The sequence below is a fragment of the Mesorhizobium sp. M7A.F.Ca.AU.001.01.1.1 genome, assembly GCF_004022735.1.
GTDB classification, from domain to species: domain Bacteria; phylum Pseudomonadota; class Alphaproteobacteria; order Rhizobiales; family Rhizobiaceae; genus Mesorhizobium; species Mesorhizobium ciceri.
This window is the reverse complement of the sequence record NZ_RZPF01000001.1, coordinates 48,332-69,325: the sequence shown is the minus strand read 5'-3', so window position 1 is coordinate 69,325 and position 20,994 is coordinate 48,332. Positions and strand designations below refer to the sequence as shown.

Sequence of the window (20,994 nt, the reverse complement as noted above, 5' to 3'; positions counted from 1 at the left end):
ACGTAGTAGATCACGCGGCCCCTCAGATCGACTGGGAGCGGCTTGCCGGCATCAATCAGTTCGACCATTCGTTTGTGGGCAGCGTCACGGCCCGTCAGCATCTTTCCAGAAAGCAGGAGCGTTTCACCGCAGCGCCACGATGCCGTCTCTTCCTTCGTAAGCGTATCTAAATTGACCCGCCGGACGCCGGCTGGGTTCAATTCGTCGGCTCCGATGTCGGGCCATTCGCGCAAATCGGGCGGCTGGAGGCTGATGGGTCCAGAGCCGTCCAAAGTAAACTTCAGGTGCCGGTTGGCGGCGCATTGCGGGATGAGCGCCACAGGCTTGGACGCTGCATGAGTAGGATAGGTCGCAACCTTGACGTCAACGACTGTCGTCAGACCACCAAGGCCTTGGGCGCCGATACCAAGCGCGTTGATCCGCTCATAAAGCTCAATCCGCAGCCCCTCTTCTGCGCTTGACGCCCCCCTTGCGATCAGTTCCGCCATATCTATGGGCTCGTTCATGGCCTCCTTGGCCAGCAGCATCGCCTTTTCAGCGCTACCACCGATGCCGACAGAGATCAGTCCAGGTGGACACCACCCGCTGCCAAGGGTCGAAACGGTATTGACCACCCAGTCGGAAACGGAGGCGGTGGGATTGAGGGTGGTAAAACGTGCCTTGTTCTCCGACCCGCCGCCTTTCGCGGCGATGGTGATCTCAATCTGGTTACCTTGCACCAGGTCGACATGGACAACTGCCGGTGTGTTGTCGCGGGTGTTGACCCGTCTAGCGAGGGGATCCGCAACGATCGATGCCCGAAGGGGATTGTCCGGATCGAGATAGGCTTGACGTACGCCCTCATTCACAAGATCCGCGAAACTGGCTGTTGACTTAATGCGGGCATCCATGCCGACCTTTGCGAAGACAACCACAAGTCCGGTGTCCTGACAAATCGGGCGCCGCCCAAAGGCCGCCATGCGGGAGTTCAGCAGAATCTGACCTATGGCATTCTTCGCCGACGGGCTCTGTTCTCGCGTGTATGCGTGAGAAAGAGACCGGATATAATCTGGAGGATGATAGTACGAGATGTACTGAAGGGCGTCGGCGACGCTCCTTGTGATGTCGCTACCGGCCATGGTCCGTGTTCTGTTTCCCACCGGATTTTATCCAAATGAACCGAGGCCATTGACCATTTTCAGAATCTGGAAGCTTCGCACCCCCTGCTCGCCGCCTTCATATCCATAGCCGCTTTGTTTGACTCCTCCATAAGGGGCATCAGCGGAAACCCCTTTCAGGTAATTCACACTAACAGCGCCCGCAGAAAGACCGCCCACAAGCCTCTGTTGCGTATCGGCCGCGCCAGTAAACAAGTAGGCGGCCAGACCGTACTCCGTGGCGTTGGCTTCATCGATCGCCTCTTCGATCGTATCGAAAGGAGCCACGGTGAGAATTGGTCCGAACGGCTCTTCATGAAGCACTCTCGCTTCCTTCGGTACGCCAGTCAGGATGGTTGGCGGCCAGTAAAACCCCGGTCGGTCAAGGGGGATGCCACCGGTCTCGATTTGGGCGCCGCCCTCTACCGCATCTTTGGTCAGGCGTTGCATGGCCTCGATTCGCCGCGCGTTTGCCATGGGACCCATCTGCGTTGCAGGGTCATCCGGTGGACCGATCCTGATTTTTCGGACCGCCTCCGTCATCCGGAACAGGAATTCCTCATAGCGGGATCGGGCGACAAGAATCCTGCTGGGCGCATTACAACTCTGGCCCGCGCACTCGAATTTGTATTCCGAAATAGCCGGTATCGCCGTTGCCAGGTCGGCATCTTCGCACACAATAACCGGGGAATGTCCACCGAGCTCAAGGATGCAGCGCTGCAGATTATTCGCGGCCAGTGTGGCCAGCTGTTTCCCAACAGCGGTCGACCCCGTGAACGTCAAGACTTTGACAATTGGCGAACTGAGCAGATGCCGTGATATATGCACAGGAACACCGAACACCAGGTTGACCACGCCTTCCGGTATCCCTGCTTGACGCAAAGATTCCACGACATGGACAGCCACGCTTGGCGTCTCTTCGGCCCCTTTGAGGATCACCGGGCAGCCTGCCGCCAGCGCGGGGGCGAGCTTGCGGGCGATGAGAACGGCTGGATAGTTCCACGGCGTAAAGGCAGCGACGACACCGAGGGCCTCCGGGACGATCATCCTGTTCGGACCCAACGGAATCGGGGTCGACAACTCATCGGCATGCCGGCCATTCCATTCCAGCGTTTCGACTGCGCGCGCGTACTCTCCTGTTGCTTCGGCAATCGTCTTTCCCTGTTCGGACGACAGGTCCCTGGCTGCGGCGCCAGCTTTCTCAGCCAGATTGCTGGCGGCAGAGACGAGGATCTCGCCACGCTCTTTGGCGGGGCGTGAGGACCACGCCTTGCGGCTGCGTTCTGCCGAAGCAAGAGCTTCATCCAAGTCTGGAACCGTAGCCGAGGCCACTGAGGCAAATACCTTCTCCGTCGCCGGGTTGATCACCGGCAAAGTGGCTCGGCTACCACCGGCTCGCCATTTGCCATTAATGAAGAGCTCGTAGCTCCTGGCGTGGGACATCGCGGGCTCCACTTGTGATTCTGGCCATGCGAGCGCCGTTTCAATTTTCGAAGCCGCTGAGCTCGCTTGAGCCAGTTTCATCGCGATGGTCGCAGCGGGTCAAATATCGATTAGTGCCTAAATCCATCTGGAATCCAGATCGATCTGTTCCGACAGGAAGGAAGTCATGCCGTTGTTTACAGATCGATGGTTCTCAGGTCGCGTCAGGAGCCGATGCTACCCAGCCCCGGCTCTCAATCAATTCTCTGGCGACCTTCGGAATGAGCTTGCGGACCGCAGAAACGGCCGCAGAACGCTCATCTTTGGGATTTACAGCAAGCACCACGGAGCGGGTAATTACCGGATCGACTATCTTGACCGTCCGGACCAGCCCTTGAGAGGCTTCTTTCTGAACGGCAGACGGGGCGAGAATAGAATGCGCTTTTCCCTCTACGACCATGTTGATGATCGTTGAGAGCGAGTCCACTTCAAACTTGACGTCCATCGCGCAACCGTGTTGTGCGACGACATCAGCCACCGAACGCCTGACATTGTTGTTGCGCATGGGAACCGCCAGGGGGAATGCATGCAGGTCGGCCAGAGATATCGCATCTTCAAACGGTGGCTCGCCGGACGGAACCACCAGACAAAGGTCTTCGCGCGCTAGCACAGTCATTCGCCCCACACTGTCCGCAGTGCGGTACAGAACCGCCAGATTGAAGCGTCCAGCCGCCATCCATTCCTCTAGCGGTCCCGTCATACCCTCGACCATCTTGAGGGACACCTTGGGCAGTTCGTGTCTTACCGTCTCAAGCAGCGGACCGCTCAGGACGCGAGCAGCTCCAGACGGAATGCCAATAGTCACCTCCCCGGCGGGGGAAGCGGCTGTGTTGGTCAATTCCACCTCGGTAATTCGAATTTCTTTGAGAATCGCCCGCGCCCGCTCCAGGAGTTTGGCTCCTGACGCCGTCACGCTCACGCCGGTCCTGTCGCGTATCAGCAGCTGAGTGCCGAAGCCTTCCTCCAATTGGCGCACATGCAGACTCAGCGCACTCTGGGCGACATTCAGAAAGCCAGCGGCCTTCGTGAAACTGCCTGCTTCGACCACGCCAACAAAGTATCTTAACTGCCTGATTTCCACGGGTACTCTTCCGAGGGCGGACTGCAATGATGTAATCTATCTCGAAATGTGATGGCGCGACAGCAATAATTGCAGAGCGACATGACGCCTAACTGTCGTGTCATCTCAGTGTGGTTTGACCAAAACCGTAACCTATGTGTCCAGAATGGACCCAACCCGCCGAGGCTTCAACCGGCCAACTCGGCGCCCTGATCCATGGAGATGATTTCTCGGACCCTTCGAATAACCGGTAGATCGACCATCTTCCCGTCCAATGTGAACGCGCCTTTGCCTTGCGCCGTCGCATCTTTTTCGCCGCGAGGACACGACGGGTCCCTCGAGTTCTTGTGCGCTTGGTGAAAAGCCCCATCGATGTTTAAATGGATCGCCTGCGGCCCCACGAAGTTATCATTGTCTAAGAATCGCCGATGCTTCCTATCGAGCCGAGACTGCCGCATGGGGAACAGAACGGAAAGGTTCGGCGTCAAAAGCAGGTCGAGTTCTGGGGCACCGCCAACAGCTGCACTGAAGTCTTCAGTACCAAGCGCCATTGCAACCAGCGGCGCTAACAAGATGGGAAAGGAGGTCATTGCTATTGCCGCTGGCGGACTTCGGCCGGCCACCCCATTTCCTCTTCCGAGAGGTGAATTGTCCAACCAACCCTGCTGACTAATGACGAGCATGATCGTATCGTCAACGTGTCACAGAATTGCTTGCAAGCTCACGGCCTCAGCTGGGCCAACGAACATTGAACTCCGTGGACGAAGCCTGGACCCGTCGTCATCCAAGTCAATCCGCGCCTCGATGAGGGGACAGATCCTCAATTGGTTCAGCTGGCTTGCAGTATTGCACCTAGCAGTCACGGCGAGGACTGGGATTTGCGAAGAAGGCATTCTCGCAGTGCGGCCGTACGGTACCTCATTCCTGGCACACTGGATTAGATCGCTGGCGACATTAAGATCAGGTGTGACCGAGGTGAAATTTTATGTCGAAAACCTGAAGGCAGGGCGTCAGGCAGGGCGATTACAGAGATCCTATCGGACATGTCATCGCAGTTTCATCCACCATTGCTCGACCGAGGCGACACTCATCGTCCCATCAACCTAATCCATTGGTCGATCACGCCGTTCACGACCCTTGGCGAAGAAGGAATCAGCAGCCCCTAGGCTCAATTGGAAAGCGGGGCGGGGTCCATACGTATCTTCGTTTCCGGGCACCTCATGCTAATGAAGCCGCGACAACAGGTTGGTTATGCACCCAGGTGCTGGCCAATCCGGCTTGACTGGAAAGTTTCATACCCAGGCCTGGCACAGGCGAGCGTGATGCCGCTCTCGCTATGTTGGACCGCAGACGCCGCGACGGCGCATCGACTGGCGCTGGCGAAGCCTAGGACGCGCCAGTCAAGGACCTGCAAAGAGCAAGATCACGCCGCGCGTTGCCTTCAACGCCCATTTGAGCAGAAAGCAACAAGCCTCGCGTATAGCGATCGATGACCGCACGAAGCGCCATCCGGGCTATGATCTCAGTCAGCACTGCCCTAAGGGGTCAGAGGAGGGTTCGGTCAGTCAAGACCTCAGACGGCATGGCCAAGGTCAAGCTGCGAGGATGTGCCACCGCGGGCGCGGCATAACTTGGCGGGCTACAATTTGGTTCGCTTGCCCAGGCTGCTGGCAGCGCCGGTAGTCGGCCGCGCCGGACTGGCACCTACGTCTGGTCCATGAACGGTTGCTTTAGCAAAACCGAAGTCCTCGCCAAAACTCTTCGCCGACGTGCGACGACCGCGCCGGTGCTCGTTCCGGGGTCGGCAAGACGAAGACAGGCCTACTCTGGATTTATGCCCGCGATGACTGATTAGGGAGGGAGCGGACCGCCGGGCGTCTTATGTCTATGCGCCGGACCGAAAAGGCCCAGCGTGCGATCGCTCATCTCGCAGGCTCTCTACCGGAACTTGCAGGTCGACGGCTATAGCGGGCCATCGCTTGCTGGCCGACGAAAAGCGGCTTCACGCTCGCCTTCTGCCATGCCGCGCCCGATCGAGGCGCTAAGAAGGATCCGCGAACTCTAAAAGATCGAGGATGACATCCGTAGCCGAGGCCAACGAGGCCTTGCTGCACGCAGGCAAAAAGTGCTCAACCATCACGGCACTGGACCCAGGGCGGCTAGAGAAGCTCGGCCAAATCAGTCAGAAGACCAAGCTCACAGCGGCGATCCCCTACACGCTCTCGCGCTGGGAAGCGCCTCTCGCGCATCCTGGACGAGGCCATATCAAGATCGACAGCAACGTGGTCGAACGCTCAATCATACGCAACTCTTTTTGCAGCTCCGGCGGTGGCGCTGAGCACTGGTCAGTCATCGTGTCGCTGGGTGATCGCCGGGATTGGCCGGATAGCCTGAAGCTAAGGCCGTCGAGCCAGACCCTCTGACCTGCCACTGAACTTTCAACCAGTGGCGATTAGCCTCGGCCGTTTCTGTTATGGCGCGGTTTGAGCAACGGGCGGAGGCGCGAAGCCTTCATTGAGTGCAGCGTCGGAGCCGGTTGCGGCGAGGGTTCCGGCGAAGACCGCCGGGGTCAAATAGCGAGCGAGGAATGCGGCCTCACGGTGTTGAACAACACCAGGAAAGAACACCCACAGGACCGAGGAACGCAAGTTTCTTTATCCGTGGCATCCTTGGGCCGGGCGTTGTGTTCACGTTCATGAGGTGATCGAGAACGCCGACCGGGAGGTTTTCCGCTGCAGTCTCTCCCGCCACGCCTCCGATCGGTGGCTGGAAGTTCCGGCCTGGATGTTTGATCGCGGTCTGCACCGCGTGGCGCATTGCCCTGCCCCACATATCGATCCCAGAACGCTTGGCGTCTTGGTGACACTGCTGCAGGACCCGACGGCCAATTCCCACACCCCATCGCAATTGGAGGATTCGGGCGCAGCATCGGGTCCTCACGAAGCGAACCGGGGAGAGGTCCATACCGCGCCAGCCTACGACATATCAGTTCGATCTTCTCCAACCCGCACGACGCGCAGACCGCGCAGATGCCGCCATTCGCTCGCGCAGCCGCCGTAAGGCGCGAGATGCTGGCGCTGATTCCGGGTGCACACGAAGGCTACGTCGGCTGGGAAAGGCGGAAGCGATCCGCAAGATGGTGAGCGACCACGTGCCCACGAGCCGGCATCACGGGGCGCCCAAGCATGGCGACGCTCTGCTCGCCGACCTTGTCCGCTGCCGGCGCTGCGGCCGCGAGCTGACGGTCCGCTACACGGGAACCAAGCACAACATTCCGCGCTATTCCTGCTGGCGTGGTCTGCTTGACAATGGCGAGCCGCGTTGCATCGCCTTCGGTGGACTCGCGTCGATCGAAGGCGTTCATCCTCTGCCGGACGGTCCATGGGTCTTCAGCCGATCAACGCTTGACGAACCGGCGGCTCAGCGCATCGTTCATCGCGCGCGGCAAAACCCAAAATACCCCATGGGATCGCATCCAGATCAGCAAAACCTATTCACTCAAATGACATAGACAGATGAGTGTTATGAACAGGATTTAGGTCCTGCCTCCATTCGGCAGTGGCACTGCGGGCGTGGTCGAGGCCGAAGAACAGGCCATCGTTCAACAGCTCGTCTCGCATTCGGCCGTTGAGGGAATCGCGTAGCCATTTTGCATCGGCTTGCCCGGCGCGGTGTAGTGCCATTCGCTCCTGTTCAGCCGCTGATAACAGGCCAGTCAGTTGTTGCCCACAAGAATCAGGATCTCGTGGGCGCGCCGCACCACTGGCGGATCTATCATTTTGCCATTCAACGAGAATGCGGACAGTCCACGCGTGGCGGCATCATTTGCCGCCGCGACAACTTTATGGGCCCACTCGAGCTCCTGGGCGCTTGGCGAGAAAGCCTCATTGAATATGGCCACCTGTGTCGGATGGATCGCCAAAGCTCCGGCAAAGCCAAGCCGCCGCGCCCGCACCGCGGCCTCACGAAGTTTATGCGTGTCCGAGAACTCGCCGATGCTTCCTATGAAGCCCAGCGGGAGCAAGCCGGCCGCGCGGGCGGCAAACAGAACAGAAAGGTTCGGCGTCAAAAGAAGGTCGAATCCTGGGGCGCCGCCAACAGCGGCGCTGAAGTCTTCAGGGCCAAGCGCCATTGCGACCATCCTTGGATGCGCCGACGCAATGGCCGCAAGCCTTTGCAAGGCGCCCGGGGTCTCAATCTGGGCAAGGAACCGGATGCCTCCCTGCGGAAGATTTCTTTCACGTTCTAGTTCCGAAACCGCATTCGCGATCTCTATAACCCACTCTGCCGAATCCGTCTTCGGAAGAACCAGTGCGTCAACACCCGCCATCACGGCTGCATCGAGATCGGCCGCCAAGGCGCGCAGACCATGATTCACGCGGACCAAAACAGATGCGCCTTTCCGGCCCACCTCTGCCACGCATTCAGGAAGCTGCTGCCGTGACTCTCCTTTCCGATCCTGGGGCACGGAATCCTCCAGGTCGAGAATGACGCCATCTGCGCCCCGCTCATGGGCCGTCTCTACAAAGCGCGGAACGTGAACAGGAACGAAGAGCAGGGATCTCCAGCGCGGTACAGACATCGCGCCTTCAACGGCCGCAAAGGTGTCCTTGATCATGGAGACGCCTTTGCGGCCGATTTTAGCGCGGGCGCTGCCAGTGAGCTTTCTAGGCGGCCGGTGCGCTGAAATGATCCGAGGTACACAGGCATTTTGTAAACCGCGAGCAGTCTCACCTTACTGAAACGCGCGCTCACGCTGACGCGGCTCTTTCGCGCAAAAGCGCCCGCACCTCCTCGCGGACAGCCTCGGTATGAGAGCCAAGAGCCGGGACTGGGCGAAGCGAGGGGAGCTCCGAGTTGAAAATCGCCGCCGGCGCTATCGTCTCGACGGCTCCATCGGGTGTTCCAACCTGCACCCTGCGAATGTGTGGATGCTTTGAAACATCCACCACTTCGTTCAGTCGGCCATATGCCAGGCCGGCCGCCTCGAGCTCCTGCATCGCATCGTGGCAGGATAGTTCAAAAAACCGCTGTTCAATGATCTCATCAAGTTGCGCACGATGAGCGAGGCGCTCCATATTGTCAGCAAAACCAGGTGCGCGTGTGAGCCCGGACTGCTTCAGGAATTTCTCGCAGAAATTCACCCATTCGCGGTCATTCTGAACCGAAAAGATGACCTCTTTGCCGTCGGCACAGCGATAGGCACCATACGGCGCGAGCGACGGGTGTTTCACGCCTGCGCGTACCGTCTGGTAGCCGCTGTAATCATTTTGCAAAACCGGCACGTTCATCCAGTCGGCGACGGCATCAAACAGTGACACCTGGATGCTGGTCCCTTCGCCGGTGACCTCGCGGTGGTACAGTGCCTGAAGAATGGCGCTGTGCGCTGTCATGCCCGCCGAGATATCGCAAACCGAGACCCCTACACGCGCAGGCCCCTGTTGGTTGCCGGTGATAGCGCATAGACCTGTTTCGGCCTGGACGATCAGATCGTAGGCCTTCAAATGGGAATACGGCCCTGACTCCCCGAAACCAGAAATGTCGCAGGTGATCAGCCGCGGATATCGTCGACGCAGATCAGCGGACGCGAACCCCAGTTTTTCTATGCTGCCCGGCTTTAGATTCTGGATGAAGACATCAGCACTGGCAATGAGCGTGTCGAGGACGGCGCGATCCGCCTCCAACCTCAGGTCTAGACAGACCGACTCCTTACCCCGGTTGAGCCAGACGAAGTACGCGCTCTGCCCCCGCACCAGCTTGTCGTAGTTTCGGGCAAAGTCCCCTTCGGGCCTTTCGACCTTGATCACCCGGGCGCCTGCGTCAGCAAGGCGAGACGATGCGTAGGGAGCTGCAACGGCCTGTTCGACCGCCACAACCGTGATGTCCTTGAGACTGTTTAGCATCAGGGCGCTTCCTACGCGGCTTTCAGGTTTTGTGCCCGACGCCGATCAAGCATGGCGAGCAACCGATTTTGTTCGTTGCCTACAATGGAAAGACCTTCGTCGATGCCCATGCCAGGCTTCGCGAGCATCATGTCCGCCTGTGTTGCCACCGAAATGTGAACCGTCGCTCGCGCGGAGAGATCCGTCTCGCTGCAGCTGCCTCCCACATAGGCGTCCACGTTGTTCTCTTTGCACAGAAGCACCGCACGGGCGCTGTCGGCGATCGAGCCCACGTCCGGCGTCTTGATCTGCACGAGATGGGTCGCCTTAGCCTCCGCAAACAGACGCACATCCTCTAAGGTGTTGCAGCGTTCATCGACAACGATGCGCGCACGTGACGCGCGCGCATTCAGAATGCCGACGATCTGCCCGTAATTTTCGACCTGCGCCGGCGTAGACCCGAAGTCGGCTGGCGATTCGATATTCACCGTGAACTCCGGAACCGCGTCAGCAACCTTACTGATGAAGTCGGCGATGCGCTGGACGTCGAGCCCGATCTCCATACCGATCCAGCCGTACACATCGAAATGCAGCACCGGAGAATAGTCTGGTTGGCCGATTTGCTTGACGCGGTGCGCCACCCATTTGACGAAATCCAGAAAGGTTTCTCCCCCAACGCCGAATTTGCTACGCGAGTTGATGAGGCCATGCGGGATCACATCCACCCCCTTCAGGATCATTTTATCGACATTGATTTCGCGCGCATCACCGCTCTGGCAATAAATTGGGACACGACGATGCGGCATGGATAGGCAAAATTCCGAACAAACCACCTCCGCCATGGTACGACGCGCAGCATGGGCAGCAGCGCTTAAAAGGGCTTGGCTGACCCCATATTCGATGCATAGTGGGAGTCGTTTCCCAGTATGGAGATCGAAGACACTGGAGCAGGCTGTCAAAAAGCTGGACGCATCAATGTTTAAGAGCCGCGGGACAACAACACGTGACGTGAGATCCATGATGGCTCCGACGTCAAACAGGGGGTCACGCCCGCCAGCCCCTGAGTATTGCACTCCCATCATATCGCCCCAGGCGACCATATCGTCTTCCAGGACAAGCCCGACGCTTAAGCAAGCTGCCGGAACACGGATATCACGGAAGCCGGGCGTCAATGGCTCGCCGACGTAAACAAAACCGTCCTGGCCAACCCCTGCCCTAATGGCAGCTTGATCGTCATAAAAGAAGGCGCCGTTGCCGGGCGTGAGAATGACGTCTTTGATCTGCACTGAATTATACTCGAGTTTGGCCAAGCTATGAGCTGCGGCCGGATTTGCGCGCTCTGTCCTAAGTTATGCCCCGTTCGGAATCGGTTTTGCCAATATAAAGCCCCGAACGTGCCCATCTCGTTTTAAGATACGATAAAGTTGTTTTACGGGCGTCAGCGGGGACGGCACCGTCCGCCTCCCCTCTTGGTCGCGGTGCGCCGGATCGTCGCCCCTGCTTCCATAACAGAAGCTAGGCGATCAATCCGTCCGGCCAGCTCCCATCTCGGACCGCCACTTTCAACCATGGTTAGTATAAACCAAGCGATCAAGGATCAAGCAATCTTTTTGGCATGATTTTGGAAGACAGGATCAGCCGCTGATCGATCCGAGGAGCTGGCCTATAAGCTCCAGTCGAGGCCAGTGCCTTCATACCGGAGTTACTACAGCTGGCCAAGGCGCGGCTAATCTGTACCTCTAGTTATGCAGCGGCCGCGCAAGGATGGCTACCCCTTCATTGCGGTCGACATGCGCGCCCGATCCTATGGCTAGGACGATTGATGGCCCAGGCGCTCGGATGTCAATGGACGGAGCGGAAACAGAATCCATAGAGTGTAGGATACCTATAAGATCTCCCGACCTCACTTCATCCAACACAGAGCAGCGAGGTTCGAAGATACCCTGCGCGGGCGATTTCAACTCGTCTGATATCAGCGTCTCAAGGGTCTGACTGGACCTTTTGTTACGGAAAGACACGTCCTCGACTTTTCCTTCGACGAGTCCAAGCATAACGAGCGCGTTGCGAACTCCAGCTTCATAAATCGCTAGAGCTTCTGCGCTAACCGTACCACCGCCGAATTCCGCGCAAACGAATACCTTCCCTAGGCTATGTGCCCAACTGTCGAACATCCCAGCCGTGTCGTCATGTTGCCAGAGCAATGTTACGGGCAGCTTAAATGCCGCTGCCATTGCGAGCGTCTTAGCCATGAGATCCGCATCAGCAATTGGATGCGTGATGACCGCCGGGGGAAAATCCCACGTTGGGCCGAAGCTGTGCAGATCGAAAACGATGTCGGCATTTGGCAACAATACGCGTGAAACCGCATCCGCGATTCGTTCCGTAACAGACCCGTCGGCACGGCCCGGAAACACGCGGTTCAGATTCAAACCATCAAGCGGAGTATTGCGGCTCCATGCTTGAACTGCCAATGGATTAAGCACTGGCAGCACGATGATCCTACCACTGGTTTGCGCTTGTGGCAGCCACTCGATAAGCCGCCGCGCGACTAATGGCCCCTCCATTTCATTGCCATGATTCCCACCGGTGATAAGAAGGCGCGGTCCATCGCCCTTATTAAGACTAAAAACCGGAAGCGAGAACTCTTCATGGTCGGCGCCTCCCGGCACAACGAGGTGTCCTCTGCTCACGCCATGCGCATCGAGATCAAACGTAAGATGTGGTGCTTCGTTCATTGCTTAACCTATTGCGGGTGATCTGGCGACTTTGACCGGGCATATGGTCTTGTACACGGCTATTTTTTTCGCCTGGAACTATGCACACGCGGTCACCACTTCGCCAATATAATGTCCGAGACGGCACCATCGCGTTTTCAGATGACCAGGGCTCGCTCTGCTGACCTGTCCCTTGGTTCGTCACCTTGATCCCGGTGCACTAAGGGAGGAGGAAGGTCAAAGTCGCGGTGGGTAGCCGATTTCAGAAATCGCGCGATCAGCCGGTTGACGTTGGCTAGCTGTTCGTTGTTCAGACGGGCGAAGGATCTGTGCGATCCGGTCAGCGCCGTTGACCTCGAATTCCATCCTGGCGCGCAGCAAGAGGATCGGCAGGTCTGAGCTTGCTGGCGAGCAAGGCCGGCCGATCCCAGACATAGTCCGAATCCTTGATCCGCATGTGCCAGATGATAATTGCAAGAGCTTTACTGGTTTCCGTTTTGGACCAGGTGGCCATTTTATCCGCCCGTTGAAGCCCCGAACAGATGCTTGTCGCCAGTCCGTAGGAATAGGTCGGACGCATCATCAGGAAGTGGATCTGCCACGCCAGTTAGGCAGCGGCTTCCTGTAATGTTCGCTGCATGCTCGGTCGAGAACGCCACCAGACGGCATAGAGGACAAGCATCCAGATTAAAGGCAGAAGCATCAAAAGAGAAGCGACTGCAGCAATCGTCGGGTCGATTTGGTGGCGGATATTCTCCAGCATCTTCAAGGGCAACGTCCGCACCGACAGACCGCCGACCAAAGACGTTATGACCGCTTCATCGAATGACTGGAGGAATGCGAACATGGCGCCGCCGATCACTCCCGGCCTGATTAACGGCAGTGTTACGCGAAAAAACGTTTGCAGTGGTCCGGCACGCATACTCTTGGCCGCCTGCTCTAACGTCCGATCGAAGTTGGCCAACGTCGCAGAAACGATCACCACCACAATTCCAACAGCGCCGATACTGTGAGCGAGGGCGATACCACCCTTTGTGCCGATTAGACCAATCTGGATGAGACCCAGATAAGTCGCGATACCGACCACGATAACTGGAAAGGTGATAGGCGTGATTATGATCATTGTCAGCACGCCGCGAAGTCTTGCGCTTATTCGGCTCAATCCGAAAGCAGCAAGTGTTCCCAATAGAGTAGAAATAACAGCTACCTCGACACCAATCTCGACGCTGGTCCAAGCTGCTCCGCTCCAAGATGCATCGCCGAAAAACGAGCGATACCATTGAAGCGACAGGCCCGAAGGCGGAAATTGCAAAAATGCCCCGGAACTGAACGACATGATGACAACGATTATCCCTGGGAATAAAAGAAAGGCCATCACCAAAACGATAAAAACGATCGCGACGACTTTAGGCCATCGCCTTTCCGCCCCAGGCACGTAGCGCCGTCCCGTCCACCGTTTGACACGATAGGGACGCAGAATTTCGCTGAAGTTTCGTTTGATAACAAGAACAATGGGTAGTCGGGACATCGAGCCCTTCGGAGCTCGAGTTTGGCTTTGCTCTTGTTTGCCGGAGAGGTCAAGCCCGACCATGGAAAGCACCACAATGGCAAACCCGAGAAGGATGAAGGACGCAGCGGCAATGCGCGGAATATCGAACGAGCTATTCACCTCGGCCGCAATGAAGGTTGAAAGCATGGCATCGCGCAATCCCCCAAGTGCCGCCGGCGTGATATAGAATCCTAGGCAGAACACAAAAACTAGGAGCGAGCCACTCCGTGCGCCTGGAATGCTAAGGGGGAGAAATACACGCCTGAAAGCGGTGAAAGGTCCCGCTCCCATACTGCGTGCAGCAGCCATCAAGGACCGATCGATCCCCATCATCGCACTAACCAAGGGAAGTATCATCATCGGCAGCATGATGTGGACCATGCCAATATAGACCGCGGTTCGGTTATAGATGAGTTGCAGAGGTCGATCGATCAATCCGACGTCCAGCAAGATGTTGTTGATGACCCCGCGATCCCCAAGAATAACAATCCATGCGTAGGTACGCGCCAGCCCACTGGTCAAATAGGGGATGATCACGAGAGCGATGAGCGTCATGCGCAGAGTCTTGGATGCCGTGACGATCAGATACGCGGTTGGATAGCCTACGATTAAGCAGATGGCAGTTGCGACCAGACTTATTTCTATCGTTTGAAAGAGCACCCGCACATTAGCTGGCTGGGCGAAAAACGCTCCGTAGTATTGGAACGAGAAATCGGGGGCATTGACACTGCTTAGGAAAAGCAAGGTTATAGGGGCACCGAAAACCACAAGCAAAAGCGCGAACGCGGGCGCGGTTAACCCAAGTGGCACCTTGGCCATTCTGCGCAAAAGCTTCATGGATATCCCTTATCAATCGCTTATGGCGAAACGAAGCGAATGTCTGACCGCAGCCACGTGAGGCAAACCTCCTCGCCTGGCTGGAAAACAGGTTGGTCTGCCGCGACATGTTCCCGGACGATGAGAACATTGTTGCCAACGCGAACATGGTATTTTCGCAGAGGGCCGGCAAAAATCATATCGTCGACCGCACCGGCAACATATTGCCGCTGGTCCGTTTGAGCCCACTCCGCAGTCTTCGGAAGTACACTGATGCGCTCTGGCCTTATCATCGCAACGGTGCCGATTTGCGGCGCGTTGCCCCCTCTGGCCAGCAACAAGGCATCCTCGAGAATGTTCGCCTCACCCAGAAATTTAGCGACAAAGCACGATGATGGCCGATCATAGAGGGCCTCTGGTGTATCGATTTGCTCGACACGTCCTGCGCGCATTACAACAATCCGGTCTGACAGAGTAAGCGCCTCCTCCTGGTCATGCGTAACGCACACCGTCGTGATACCGAACTCCTTGTGCAAGCTCTTCATCTCGATCTGCATCTGCTCACGCAGGTTACGGTCGAGTGCGCCAAGCGGTTCATCAAGTAATAGGAAGGGTGGATCGGCAATCAGCGCGCGGGCTAGCGCCACGCGCTGCTGCTGACCGCCACTCAATTGGGATGGCATGCGACCGCCGAATTCCCCTAGATGCACGCGCTCAAGCATACGGGCTACCCGAACCTTCCTCTGATCGGGAGCCATGCCCCGCATTTCGAGAGGGAATTCCAGGTTTCGAGCCACTGTGAGATGCGGGAACAGCGCATAGCTCTGGAACACAATTCCTTGATCGCGCCGGTAGGACGGGACCGAAGCCACTGAATGGCCGGCGATCATAATATCACCCGAACTCGGGGCCTCAAAGCCGGCCAAGAGCATCAGGGTAGTGGTCTTACCCGAGCCGCTCGGGCCGAGAATCGTCAAGAACTCGCCGCGACGCACGGTCAGCGACAGATCCCTGACCGCCGGAACACTCCCGTACATCTTGGTAACACTGCTGAACTGAATTTGTGGCACCGATTGGTTCACATCTGCAGCGTCAACTTCCGAACGGGGGGCGGTATTCATTGCGTGCATGTTCACTGTGGCTCCTCCACCATCGCTGGCGTGCATTAGCAGGCATTTGCCGTACCTTCTGCCGTCGTACCCGATGCCGTGAGCGGAGAGGCTAGTGGGCTACCCCGCTCCCCGTCACATTTTCAGCATCAGTTTCGACTTTAGCCCGGTATGGAGTTACCCCGACCGGACTTTCGCACTTCAACCAACCCTACTGCAGGATCCACTCATTCCACCGCTGGATAAGCATCTCAGTGTTGGAAACACCGCTGGGGCCTACCTCATTGTACCATTTGCCGTTGATGGAAACGCTGCTCTTGATGTAATCTGGGTGGGTAGGGAGCTTGCGCGCAACTTTCTCGGGAAGAAGTTTGAACGCATTGCCGTTGCTTGGTCCCTCAGGAAACAATTGGCAAAATGCTGCCTGACGTTCCGCGCGAGTGGCGAATTCGATAAACTTCTGCGCAGCCTTCGCGTTGGGTGAACCCTTTGGAATGACCCAATAATCCCACTGCAGCTTCGCCTGGTTTCGATTGATCTCCGTCGCGGCGCCCTGATCGATCAACAGTAGAGCTCTTCCGTCATACGATTGAGCGATGTCAACGACCTTATCATGCAACATCTGTTGAATCTCTGATCCGCTGCTCCACCACTTACGGATGTGCGGCTTTATTTTGTCCAAACTGGCAAACACCCGGTCGATATCCATCGGGTAGAGCTTATCGGGAGATACACCGTCCGCTAACAGGGCCTCTTCCCAGGGTCCTTCTGAACCAAACTGGCCGGACACCAAGGTGCGAACGCCGGGAAACTTATCAGCATCCCAGAATTCAGCCCAGTTTGTCGGCCGGGGTTTATCAGCTGGGAATACGTCTGTGCTATATACCATATTATATGAGTAAATCAAATTTGCCACGCCAAACGGTTGCTTGGCAAATTCATAAATTCCGTCTAGCTCTTCTTTCCTGAACAAGGAGTAATCAATTTCTTCAAGAATTCCTTTCTTAGCTGCGACCAAGCCGGACCCTTGCGTAAGCGCCCCGACATCTACCGTGACATTGCCCGATTTTACCATCAACTCGACCTGTCCCATACCCATGTCGTCGGTGATTGGGTTGACCTTGATACCGGTCTCAGCTTCAAATGGCTTAGCGTAAGCCTCAATGTTAGCCTTTCCCCAATCGCCGCCGCCTAGCACTACGTTGATCTGGTTGGGTGTTTGGGCCGCAACGCGGCCCGCAATTGAAGACAGAGCGCCAGCCGCCATGGCGGTCGATGTCGCCTGCAGCAATCGTCGGCGATTTATTTCGTATTTCATGTCGTTACCCTCTTCTTGTGATCTCAGCCTTGATTAGCCAAGGTTGTTTTGCTTGGACAATGTCATGGTGCTAGAGCAGCCTCGGCCAAGTTGACCCAGTATCCAATGCCGTATGGCAGTGCTTCATCGTTAAAGTCGTAGGTTGGATTATGGAGAGCAGCAGTCGATCCATTTCCAAGCAGTATACATGCCCCCGGCCGCGCCTCTAGCATGTACGCGAAGTCCTCTGACCCCAAACTAGGTTTGACTTTGGGGTTCACCGATGAATGGCCGACCAGAGCACGCGCCACCTCTGTTGCCCGACGCGTTTGATCGGGATGATTGACAGTGAGGGGCTCCAGGCGGCGATGCTGAAACTCGACCTTCGCCCCGGAAGCGCGTGCAATATTTTCCGCGCACGCCTCAATCTGTTTTTCAGCGAAGTCGCGCAAAATCGGTGACAGTGTCCTGACTGTTCCGGCAATCTCCGCGCGTTCGGGAATGATGTTGTAAGCTTGTCCGGCGTTCAGCTTTGTGACGGAGATCACCAGGGACTCGGTGGGGTCCGTGTTGCGTGAGACTAGTGTCTGCAAGCCTAAAATGATCTGAGCTGCAACAACGACGGGGTCAATTGTCAGATGGGGAGCGGCCGCGTGACCCCCTCTGCCTTTGACCACAATATCGAACTCGTCGAGCGCGGCAAAAATCGAACCTTCGCAAATGCCGAACGCACCAACCTCCATGCCTGGCCAATTGTGCATGCCAAAGACCTGAGATATCCCGAAACGGTCCATGATCCCCTCCTGGACCATTCTTTGGCCGCCGCGGCCATCTTCCTCGGCAGGTTGGAAGATCAGGGCAACGGACCCTTTGAAGTTCCGGGTCGCGGCGAGGTATTTCGCGGCGCCAAGGAGCATTGCAGTATGCCCGTCGTGACCACACGCGTGCATCTGTCCGGACCTTTTCGACGTCCAAGGTTTGCCTGAAGCTTCGAGTATAGGCAGAGCGTCCATGTCGGCCCGCAACCCGATAGTGGGCCCATCTCCGAGTTGACCTTGGATCAACGCAACCACGCCGGTTTCAGCTATCCTGCACTCGATGTGGTTAATCCCGAAGGAAGCCAGCTTTTCCGCCACAAATGCCGCTGTGTCATTCACCCGATAGTCAAGCTCCGGATTCTCGTGCAGGTACCGGCGCCAAGTCATCGCTTCGATCTCGATCTCCTTGAACCTGTCAACGCCAACCATAGGCACGTTCCCGCATTTGAGTAATTTGGATCAGGCGCCGGTGCGTAATTAATGATCGATGCCACCGGTGTTTTCGTCAAATGCAGTTTGGATATCGTAACCATCTAGAACCGAGATAGCCCCGCGTTCAGGCCTCGGTGTTGGCGCCGGCGACTGCGACCCGATAACAAGCCGTTTGCCCTCAAATGGATAAGCTTCGGCCTTAGAGGACCAGCTGCGAAGTGCTGGCAATCATAAACTCTGGCTCTGCTGGCAACGGCCAATGGCAAAGGTCTGAGTAGGAAGAGCTGTCACCATCGCGACACTCCTCCCCCTCCCACGACCTACTTTCCAGGACTGCATGCGCTTTGCCACTCAATCCGCAAACCGCAGACCCTAGGCGGCGTGGACAAATTCGATGTTAGCAGGGTCGCTTTCCTGCGATCGGGTTGTTAGCATTGGGAATGACACTGGAAGAAGAGAGCGAACGAGCTACGTCGATGCTGATTGGCAAGGTTGTTCGCCGTGTCATGCGCCACCGCGATGGAGAGGTGGTGATCGAGTTTGAGGATGGCAGCCGATTTTTCGCGGATAGCGACAGCCCTCTCGAACTGTCCATCACCTTGGCGGAATAGTATATCCGCCTTACGGAATTTCGGACGTCGATGCGATTGACGTAGCCCAAGAGGATTGATTCAAGGCTGCTTTTTGGAGGCAGGTTTGAGCAGGGGCGATCTCACCGAAGCAGAATGGCGTGTTCTCAAGGGCTTGCTGCCCATCGACCCTGACAAACGCGGCCGAGGTAGACCTCCCAAGCAGAATCGTTCGATCATCAACGGCATTCTCTGGCGGCTCCGCTGCGGCGCTCCATGGCGGGATGTCCCGCCCAAATACGGCAGTTGGAACACCATCTATCGTCGGTTCCGACGCTGGAGCGAGGCCGGGGTCTGGGAGACCGTGGCGGTAATGCTCGCCGAGGTCATGGCGGACAGCGGCCACTACAGCATCGACAGCACCACAGTTCGCGCCCATGTCTCGGCAGCGGGCGGAAAAGGGGGACTCGTGCACCGGACGCCTTCCTTGCGGACAAGGGCTACGATGCCGATACCATTCGCGCCGATCTCGCCGAGCGGAAGATTAAACCCGTCATACCCGGCCGATCAAACCGCCGCGTGAAGATCGAGTATGACCGGGCGCTCTACAAGCAGCGGAACCGAATCGAGCGCATGTTCGGCCACCTCAAAATCAACCGGGCCATTGCCACCCGCTACGATCAATTGGCCAATAGCTTCCTCGGAATGGTCTACCTAGCCACCGCCAGATACTGGCTCAAATTTGTCCACGCCGCCTAGCATCACGCCCGATAAAGTGTTGGCGGGATTTCGCTCAGGAGTTCCGCGCCGCGCTCTGTCACGAGCACGTGTGCGCCGGCACCAAATAGGTAGCCACTTTCGCTGCACAAAATGTTTGGCATGTGCAGGGTCATGCCAGCTCGGAGTGGTTCATTTACATCGGGCTCCAGGCTTAGGTCGCCGCGCTCAGTCCAATTGATGCCAGTTTGGTATCCTGTTCGTTGGCGGAAGACGCCCTTGCGTCCAGATCGCTTCAACACCTCGCCCCCAGCAGCGTGAACGTCCGCCGGCGTAGCACCTGGTCGAATCGAGGAGACAAGGGCCGCAATGACCTCTTCAGCCAAGCCGTGCAAAGATTCGGTTTCGGGATGTTTGCCAAGGACTGCGCATCGAACCATTCCCACTGTATACCCGTGTTTCGAAGCCCCTATCTCCAGAAAGGCAGGTTCGTTGTTGCTGAGAGGATGATGGGTCGCTGGCGCATGGGGCAACTTCACTCGCTCTCCAAACAAAATGGTACCCGGCGCAAGCCCGATATCCCCAGCGGCGTTGCTGGGGTCGTTTGTTACCGCCGCAGCTAGGGCCGCTGCCATTTCGATCTCCGTAATGCCGGGACGAAGCGATTGCTGAAAGGTTCGAATTGCCACGTCAGTGAGTCGAACAGCATCGCGCATACACGCCAACTCAAGTTCTCCTTTCACTGCTGACACTGACGAGACCAGTCGGGTGACGTCAGTAATCTTCAGATCCGGGAGCTGGTCTTGGACTGCGCGCACGTCGGCGGGCGCGAGATTCCAGCAGCCAAGCTCGAAACCGACTCGCTTATTGTCCAGTCCGAGTCGACGCAATACATCGGCGCAGACCCTGCCAAAATCAGGCTGATGTGTATAGGTTTCAATTTCCTCGATGCAGCTATATGAACGTACTGCCTGCTCGTCATATTCTCGGACAACAAATATCGGGACCCGACCCGGCATCAGAATAAGAGGGAAAGGCGCGAAATATCCACCGCTCCCATCGTAGCCGCTGAGATACTTCAAGTGGCCGTGCGCCGTTACTACGATTGCGTCCAAGCCTGCCGTAGCAACCGCATCCAGCACATTGTTTTGCCGGCGCTCATACTCTGATATCGGAAACGGTACACCAGTCAGAGGAATTGCGGAGCGTGTCGTCGCCATATCTCACCTCAATCAGTGTGTCGTGGTTTGGTTGCGCAAAACGCGCGATCGCGTCCATGTTCGAAATTGAACAAAAGCTTCGCCGGCTCATGCGGGGTGACAATCCCCTTTCCTGGCGGCTAGCGTCAAATGCTGTTTTTATATCGGCTGCATCTCGCAGCGAGATGCGCATAGTGCCTTCATCGGCCGCTCA

General features: G+C 57.1%; 17 protein-coding genes and 3 pseudogenes. 4 read left to right on the top strand and 16 right to left on the bottom strand.

Annotated features, from left to right (window positions below; translation table 11 throughout):
- The 4 genes from EN884_RS00285 to EN884_RS00270 all read right to left on the bottom strand — a co-directional run.
- A partial coding sequence (locus tag EN884_RS00285; protein ID WP_164894901.1) for a fumarate hydratase occupies positions 1-1,118 on the bottom strand: 1,118 nt, incomplete at its 3' end.
- A 27-nt stretch (positions 1,119-1,145) separates the two neighbouring features.
- Positions 1,146-2,579, bottom strand: coding sequence for an NAD-dependent succinate-semialdehyde dehydrogenase (locus EN884_RS00280; protein ID WP_063170369.1), 1,434 nt, complete (start codon positions 2,577-2,579; stop codon positions 1,146-1,148).
- Between the two features lie 193 nt (positions 2,580-2,772).
- Positions 2,773-3,699, bottom strand: coding sequence for a LysR family transcriptional regulator (locus EN884_RS00275; protein WP_063169308.1), 927 nt, complete (start codon positions 3,697-3,699; stop codon positions 2,773-2,775).
- A gap of 167 nt (positions 3,700-3,866) precedes the next feature.
- Positions 3,867-4,268 (bottom strand): hypothetical protein, encoded by a 402-nt coding sequence (locus EN884_RS00270; RefSeq protein ID WP_063169309.1) that lies wholly within the window; start codon positions 4,266-4,268, stop codon positions 3,867-3,869.
- Between the two features lie 1,485 nt (positions 4,269-5,753).
- Between EN884_RS00270 and EN884_RS00265 the strand changes: the two genes are divergently transcribed.
- Positions 5,754-6,101 carry a transposase gene (locus tag EN884_RS00265; RefSeq protein WP_063169310.1) on the top strand — a complete coding sequence of 116 codons (348 nt, stop codon included), beginning with the start codon at positions 5,754-5,756 and terminating at the stop codon, positions 6,099-6,101.
- 48 nt (positions 6,102-6,149) lie between these two features.
- On the opposite strand, the pseudogene EN884_RS39265 reads toward EN884_RS00265, so the two are convergent.
- Positions 6,150-6,286 (bottom strand): annotated as a pseudogene (locus EN884_RS39265) (IS3 family transposase); the annotation flags it as partial.
- Between the two features lie 528 nt (positions 6,287-6,814).
- Here EN884_RS39265 and EN884_RS39260 point away from each other — a divergent pair.
- A complete protein-coding gene (locus EN884_RS39260; RefSeq protein ID WP_063169311.1) occupies positions 6,815-7,189 on the top strand; it encodes a zinc ribbon domain-containing protein in 375 nt (124 codons plus the stop codon).
- Between the two features lie 55 nt (positions 7,190-7,244).
- Here the strand turns inward: EN884_RS39260 and EN884_RS00255 are convergent.
- From EN884_RS00255 to EN884_RS00215, 10 genes and pseudogenes are all read right to left on the bottom strand, one after another.
- Positions 7,245-7,369: pseudogene (locus EN884_RS00255) on the bottom strand (integrase core domain-containing protein); the annotation flags it as partial.
- A gap of 24 nt (positions 7,370-7,393) precedes the next feature.
- On the bottom strand, positions 7,394-8,296 hold the full coding sequence (locus EN884_RS00250; RefSeq protein WP_210326668.1) for a CoA ester lyase: 903 nt from the start codon (positions 8,294-8,296) through the stop codon (positions 7,394-7,396).
- A gap of 133 nt (positions 8,297-8,429) precedes the next feature.
- Positions 8,430-9,581, bottom strand: a complete 1,152-nt coding sequence (locus tag EN884_RS00245; RefSeq protein WP_063169312.1) for a CaiB/BaiF CoA-transferase family protein — start codon at positions 9,579-9,581, stop codon at positions 8,430-8,432.
- 11 nt (positions 9,582-9,592) lie between these two features.
- Entirely contained in the window at positions 9,593-10,846 is a 1,254-nt protein-coding gene (locus EN884_RS00240) for a methylaspartate ammonia-lyase (protein ID WP_063170371.1), read from the bottom strand.
- A 453-nt stretch (positions 10,847-11,299) separates the two neighbouring features.
- Positions 11,300-12,295, bottom strand: a complete 996-nt coding sequence (locus EN884_RS00235) for a succinylglutamate desuccinylase/aspartoacylase family protein (RefSeq protein ID WP_063169313.1) — start codon at positions 12,293-12,295, stop codon at positions 11,300-11,302.
- A gap of 319 nt (positions 12,296-12,614) precedes the next feature.
- Positions 12,615-12,788, bottom strand: coding sequence for a hypothetical protein (locus tag EN884_RS38455; protein ID WP_164548525.1), 174 nt, complete (start codon positions 12,786-12,788; stop codon positions 12,615-12,617).
- 93 nt (positions 12,789-12,881) lie between these two features.
- Positions 12,882-14,660 carry an ABC transporter permease subunit gene (locus EN884_RS00230; RefSeq protein ID WP_063169314.1) on the bottom strand — a complete coding sequence of 593 codons (1,779 nt, stop codon included), beginning with the start codon at positions 14,658-14,660 and terminating at the stop codon, positions 12,882-12,884.
- A 20-nt stretch (positions 14,661-14,680) separates the two neighbouring features.
- Positions 14,681-15,769 carry an ABC transporter ATP-binding protein gene (locus EN884_RS00225; RefSeq protein WP_224570037.1) on the bottom strand — a complete coding sequence of 363 codons (1,089 nt, stop codon included), beginning with the start codon at positions 15,767-15,769 and terminating at the stop codon, positions 14,681-14,683.
- A 190-nt stretch (positions 15,770-15,959) separates the two neighbouring features.
- Positions 15,960-17,066, bottom strand: coding sequence for an ABC transporter substrate-binding protein (locus EN884_RS00220; protein WP_063169315.1), 1,107 nt, complete (start codon positions 17,064-17,066; stop codon positions 15,960-15,962).
- A gap of 62 nt (positions 17,067-17,128) precedes the next feature.
- Positions 17,129-18,292, bottom strand: a complete 1,164-nt coding sequence (locus EN884_RS00215; RefSeq protein ID WP_063169316.1) for a M20 aminoacylase family protein — start codon at positions 18,290-18,292, stop codon at positions 17,129-17,131.
- A 443-nt stretch (positions 18,293-18,735) separates the two neighbouring features.
- Here EN884_RS00215 and EN884_RS38450 point away from each other — a divergent pair, with 443 nt between their 5' ends.
- Positions 18,736-18,906 (top strand): hypothetical protein, encoded by a 171-nt coding sequence (locus tag EN884_RS38450; RefSeq protein WP_164548526.1) that lies wholly within the window; start codon positions 18,736-18,738, stop codon positions 18,904-18,906.
- An 85-nt stretch (positions 18,907-18,991) separates the two neighbouring features.
- A pseudogene (locus EN884_RS00210) lies at positions 18,992-19,623 on the top strand (IS5 family transposase).
- Positions 19,624-19,625: 2 nt separating this feature from the next.
- Here the strand turns inward: EN884_RS00210 and EN884_RS00205 are convergent.
- Positions 19,626-20,801, bottom strand: a complete 1,176-nt coding sequence (locus EN884_RS00205) for a Xaa-Pro peptidase family protein (protein WP_063169317.1) — start codon at positions 20,799-20,801, stop codon at positions 19,626-19,628.
- Positions 20,802-20,994 lie beyond the last annotated feature (193 nt).

Excerpts from the sequence above, each read along its gene's own strand:
- EN884_RS00270 (WP_063169309.1), bottom strand. The coding sequence starts at position 4,268 with ATGACCTCCTTTCCCATCTTGTTAGCGCCGCTGGTTGCAATGGCGCTT.
- EN884_RS00220 (WP_063169315.1), bottom strand. The coding sequence starts at position 17,066 with ATGAAATACGAAATAAATCGCCGACGATTGCTGCAGGCGACATCGACC.
- EN884_RS00205 (WP_063169317.1), bottom strand. The coding sequence starts at position 20,801 with ATGGCGACGACACGCTCCGCAATTCCTCTGACTGGTGTACCGTTTCCG.
- EN884_RS00235 (WP_063169313.1), bottom strand. The coding sequence starts at position 12,295 with ATGAACGAAGCACCACATCTTACGTTTGATCTCGATGCGCATGGCGTG.
- EN884_RS00245 (WP_063169312.1), bottom strand. The coding sequence starts at position 9,581 with ATGCTAAACAGTCTCAAGGACATCACGGTTGTGGCGGTCGAACAGGCC.
- EN884_RS00280 (WP_063170369.1), bottom strand. The coding sequence starts at position 2,579 with ATGTCCCACGCCAGGAGCTACGAGCTCTTCATTAATGGCAAATGGCGA.
- EN884_RS00250 (WP_210326668.1), bottom strand. The coding sequence starts at position 8,296 with ATGATCAAGGACACCTTTGCGGCCGTTGAAGGCGCGATGTCTGTACCG.
- EN884_RS00230 (WP_063169314.1), bottom strand. The coding sequence starts at position 14,660 with ATGAAGCTTTTGCGCAGAATGGCCAAGGTGCCACTTGGGTTAACCGCG.
- EN884_RS00215 (WP_063169316.1), bottom strand. The coding sequence starts at position 18,292 with ATGGTTGGCGTTGACAGGTTCAAGGAGATCGAGATCGAAGCGATGACT.
- EN884_RS00225 (WP_224570037.1), bottom strand. The coding sequence starts at position 15,769 with ATGCACGCAATGAATACCGCCCCCCGTTCGGAAGTTGACGCTGCAGAT.
- EN884_RS38450 (WP_164548526.1), top strand. The coding sequence starts at position 18,736 with ATGACACTGGAAGAAGAGAGCGAACGAGCTACGTCGATGCTGATTGGC.
- EN884_RS38455 (WP_164548525.1), bottom strand. The coding sequence starts at position 12,788 with ATGGCCACCTGGTCCAAAACGGAAACCAGTAAAGCTCTTGCAATTATC.
- EN884_RS00265 (WP_063169310.1), top strand. The coding sequence starts at position 5,754 with ATGACATCCGTAGCCGAGGCCAACGAGGCCTTGCTGCACGCAGGCAAA.
- EN884_RS39260 (WP_063169311.1), top strand. The coding sequence starts at position 6,815 with ATGGTGAGCGACCACGTGCCCACGAGCCGGCATCACGGGGCGCCCAAG.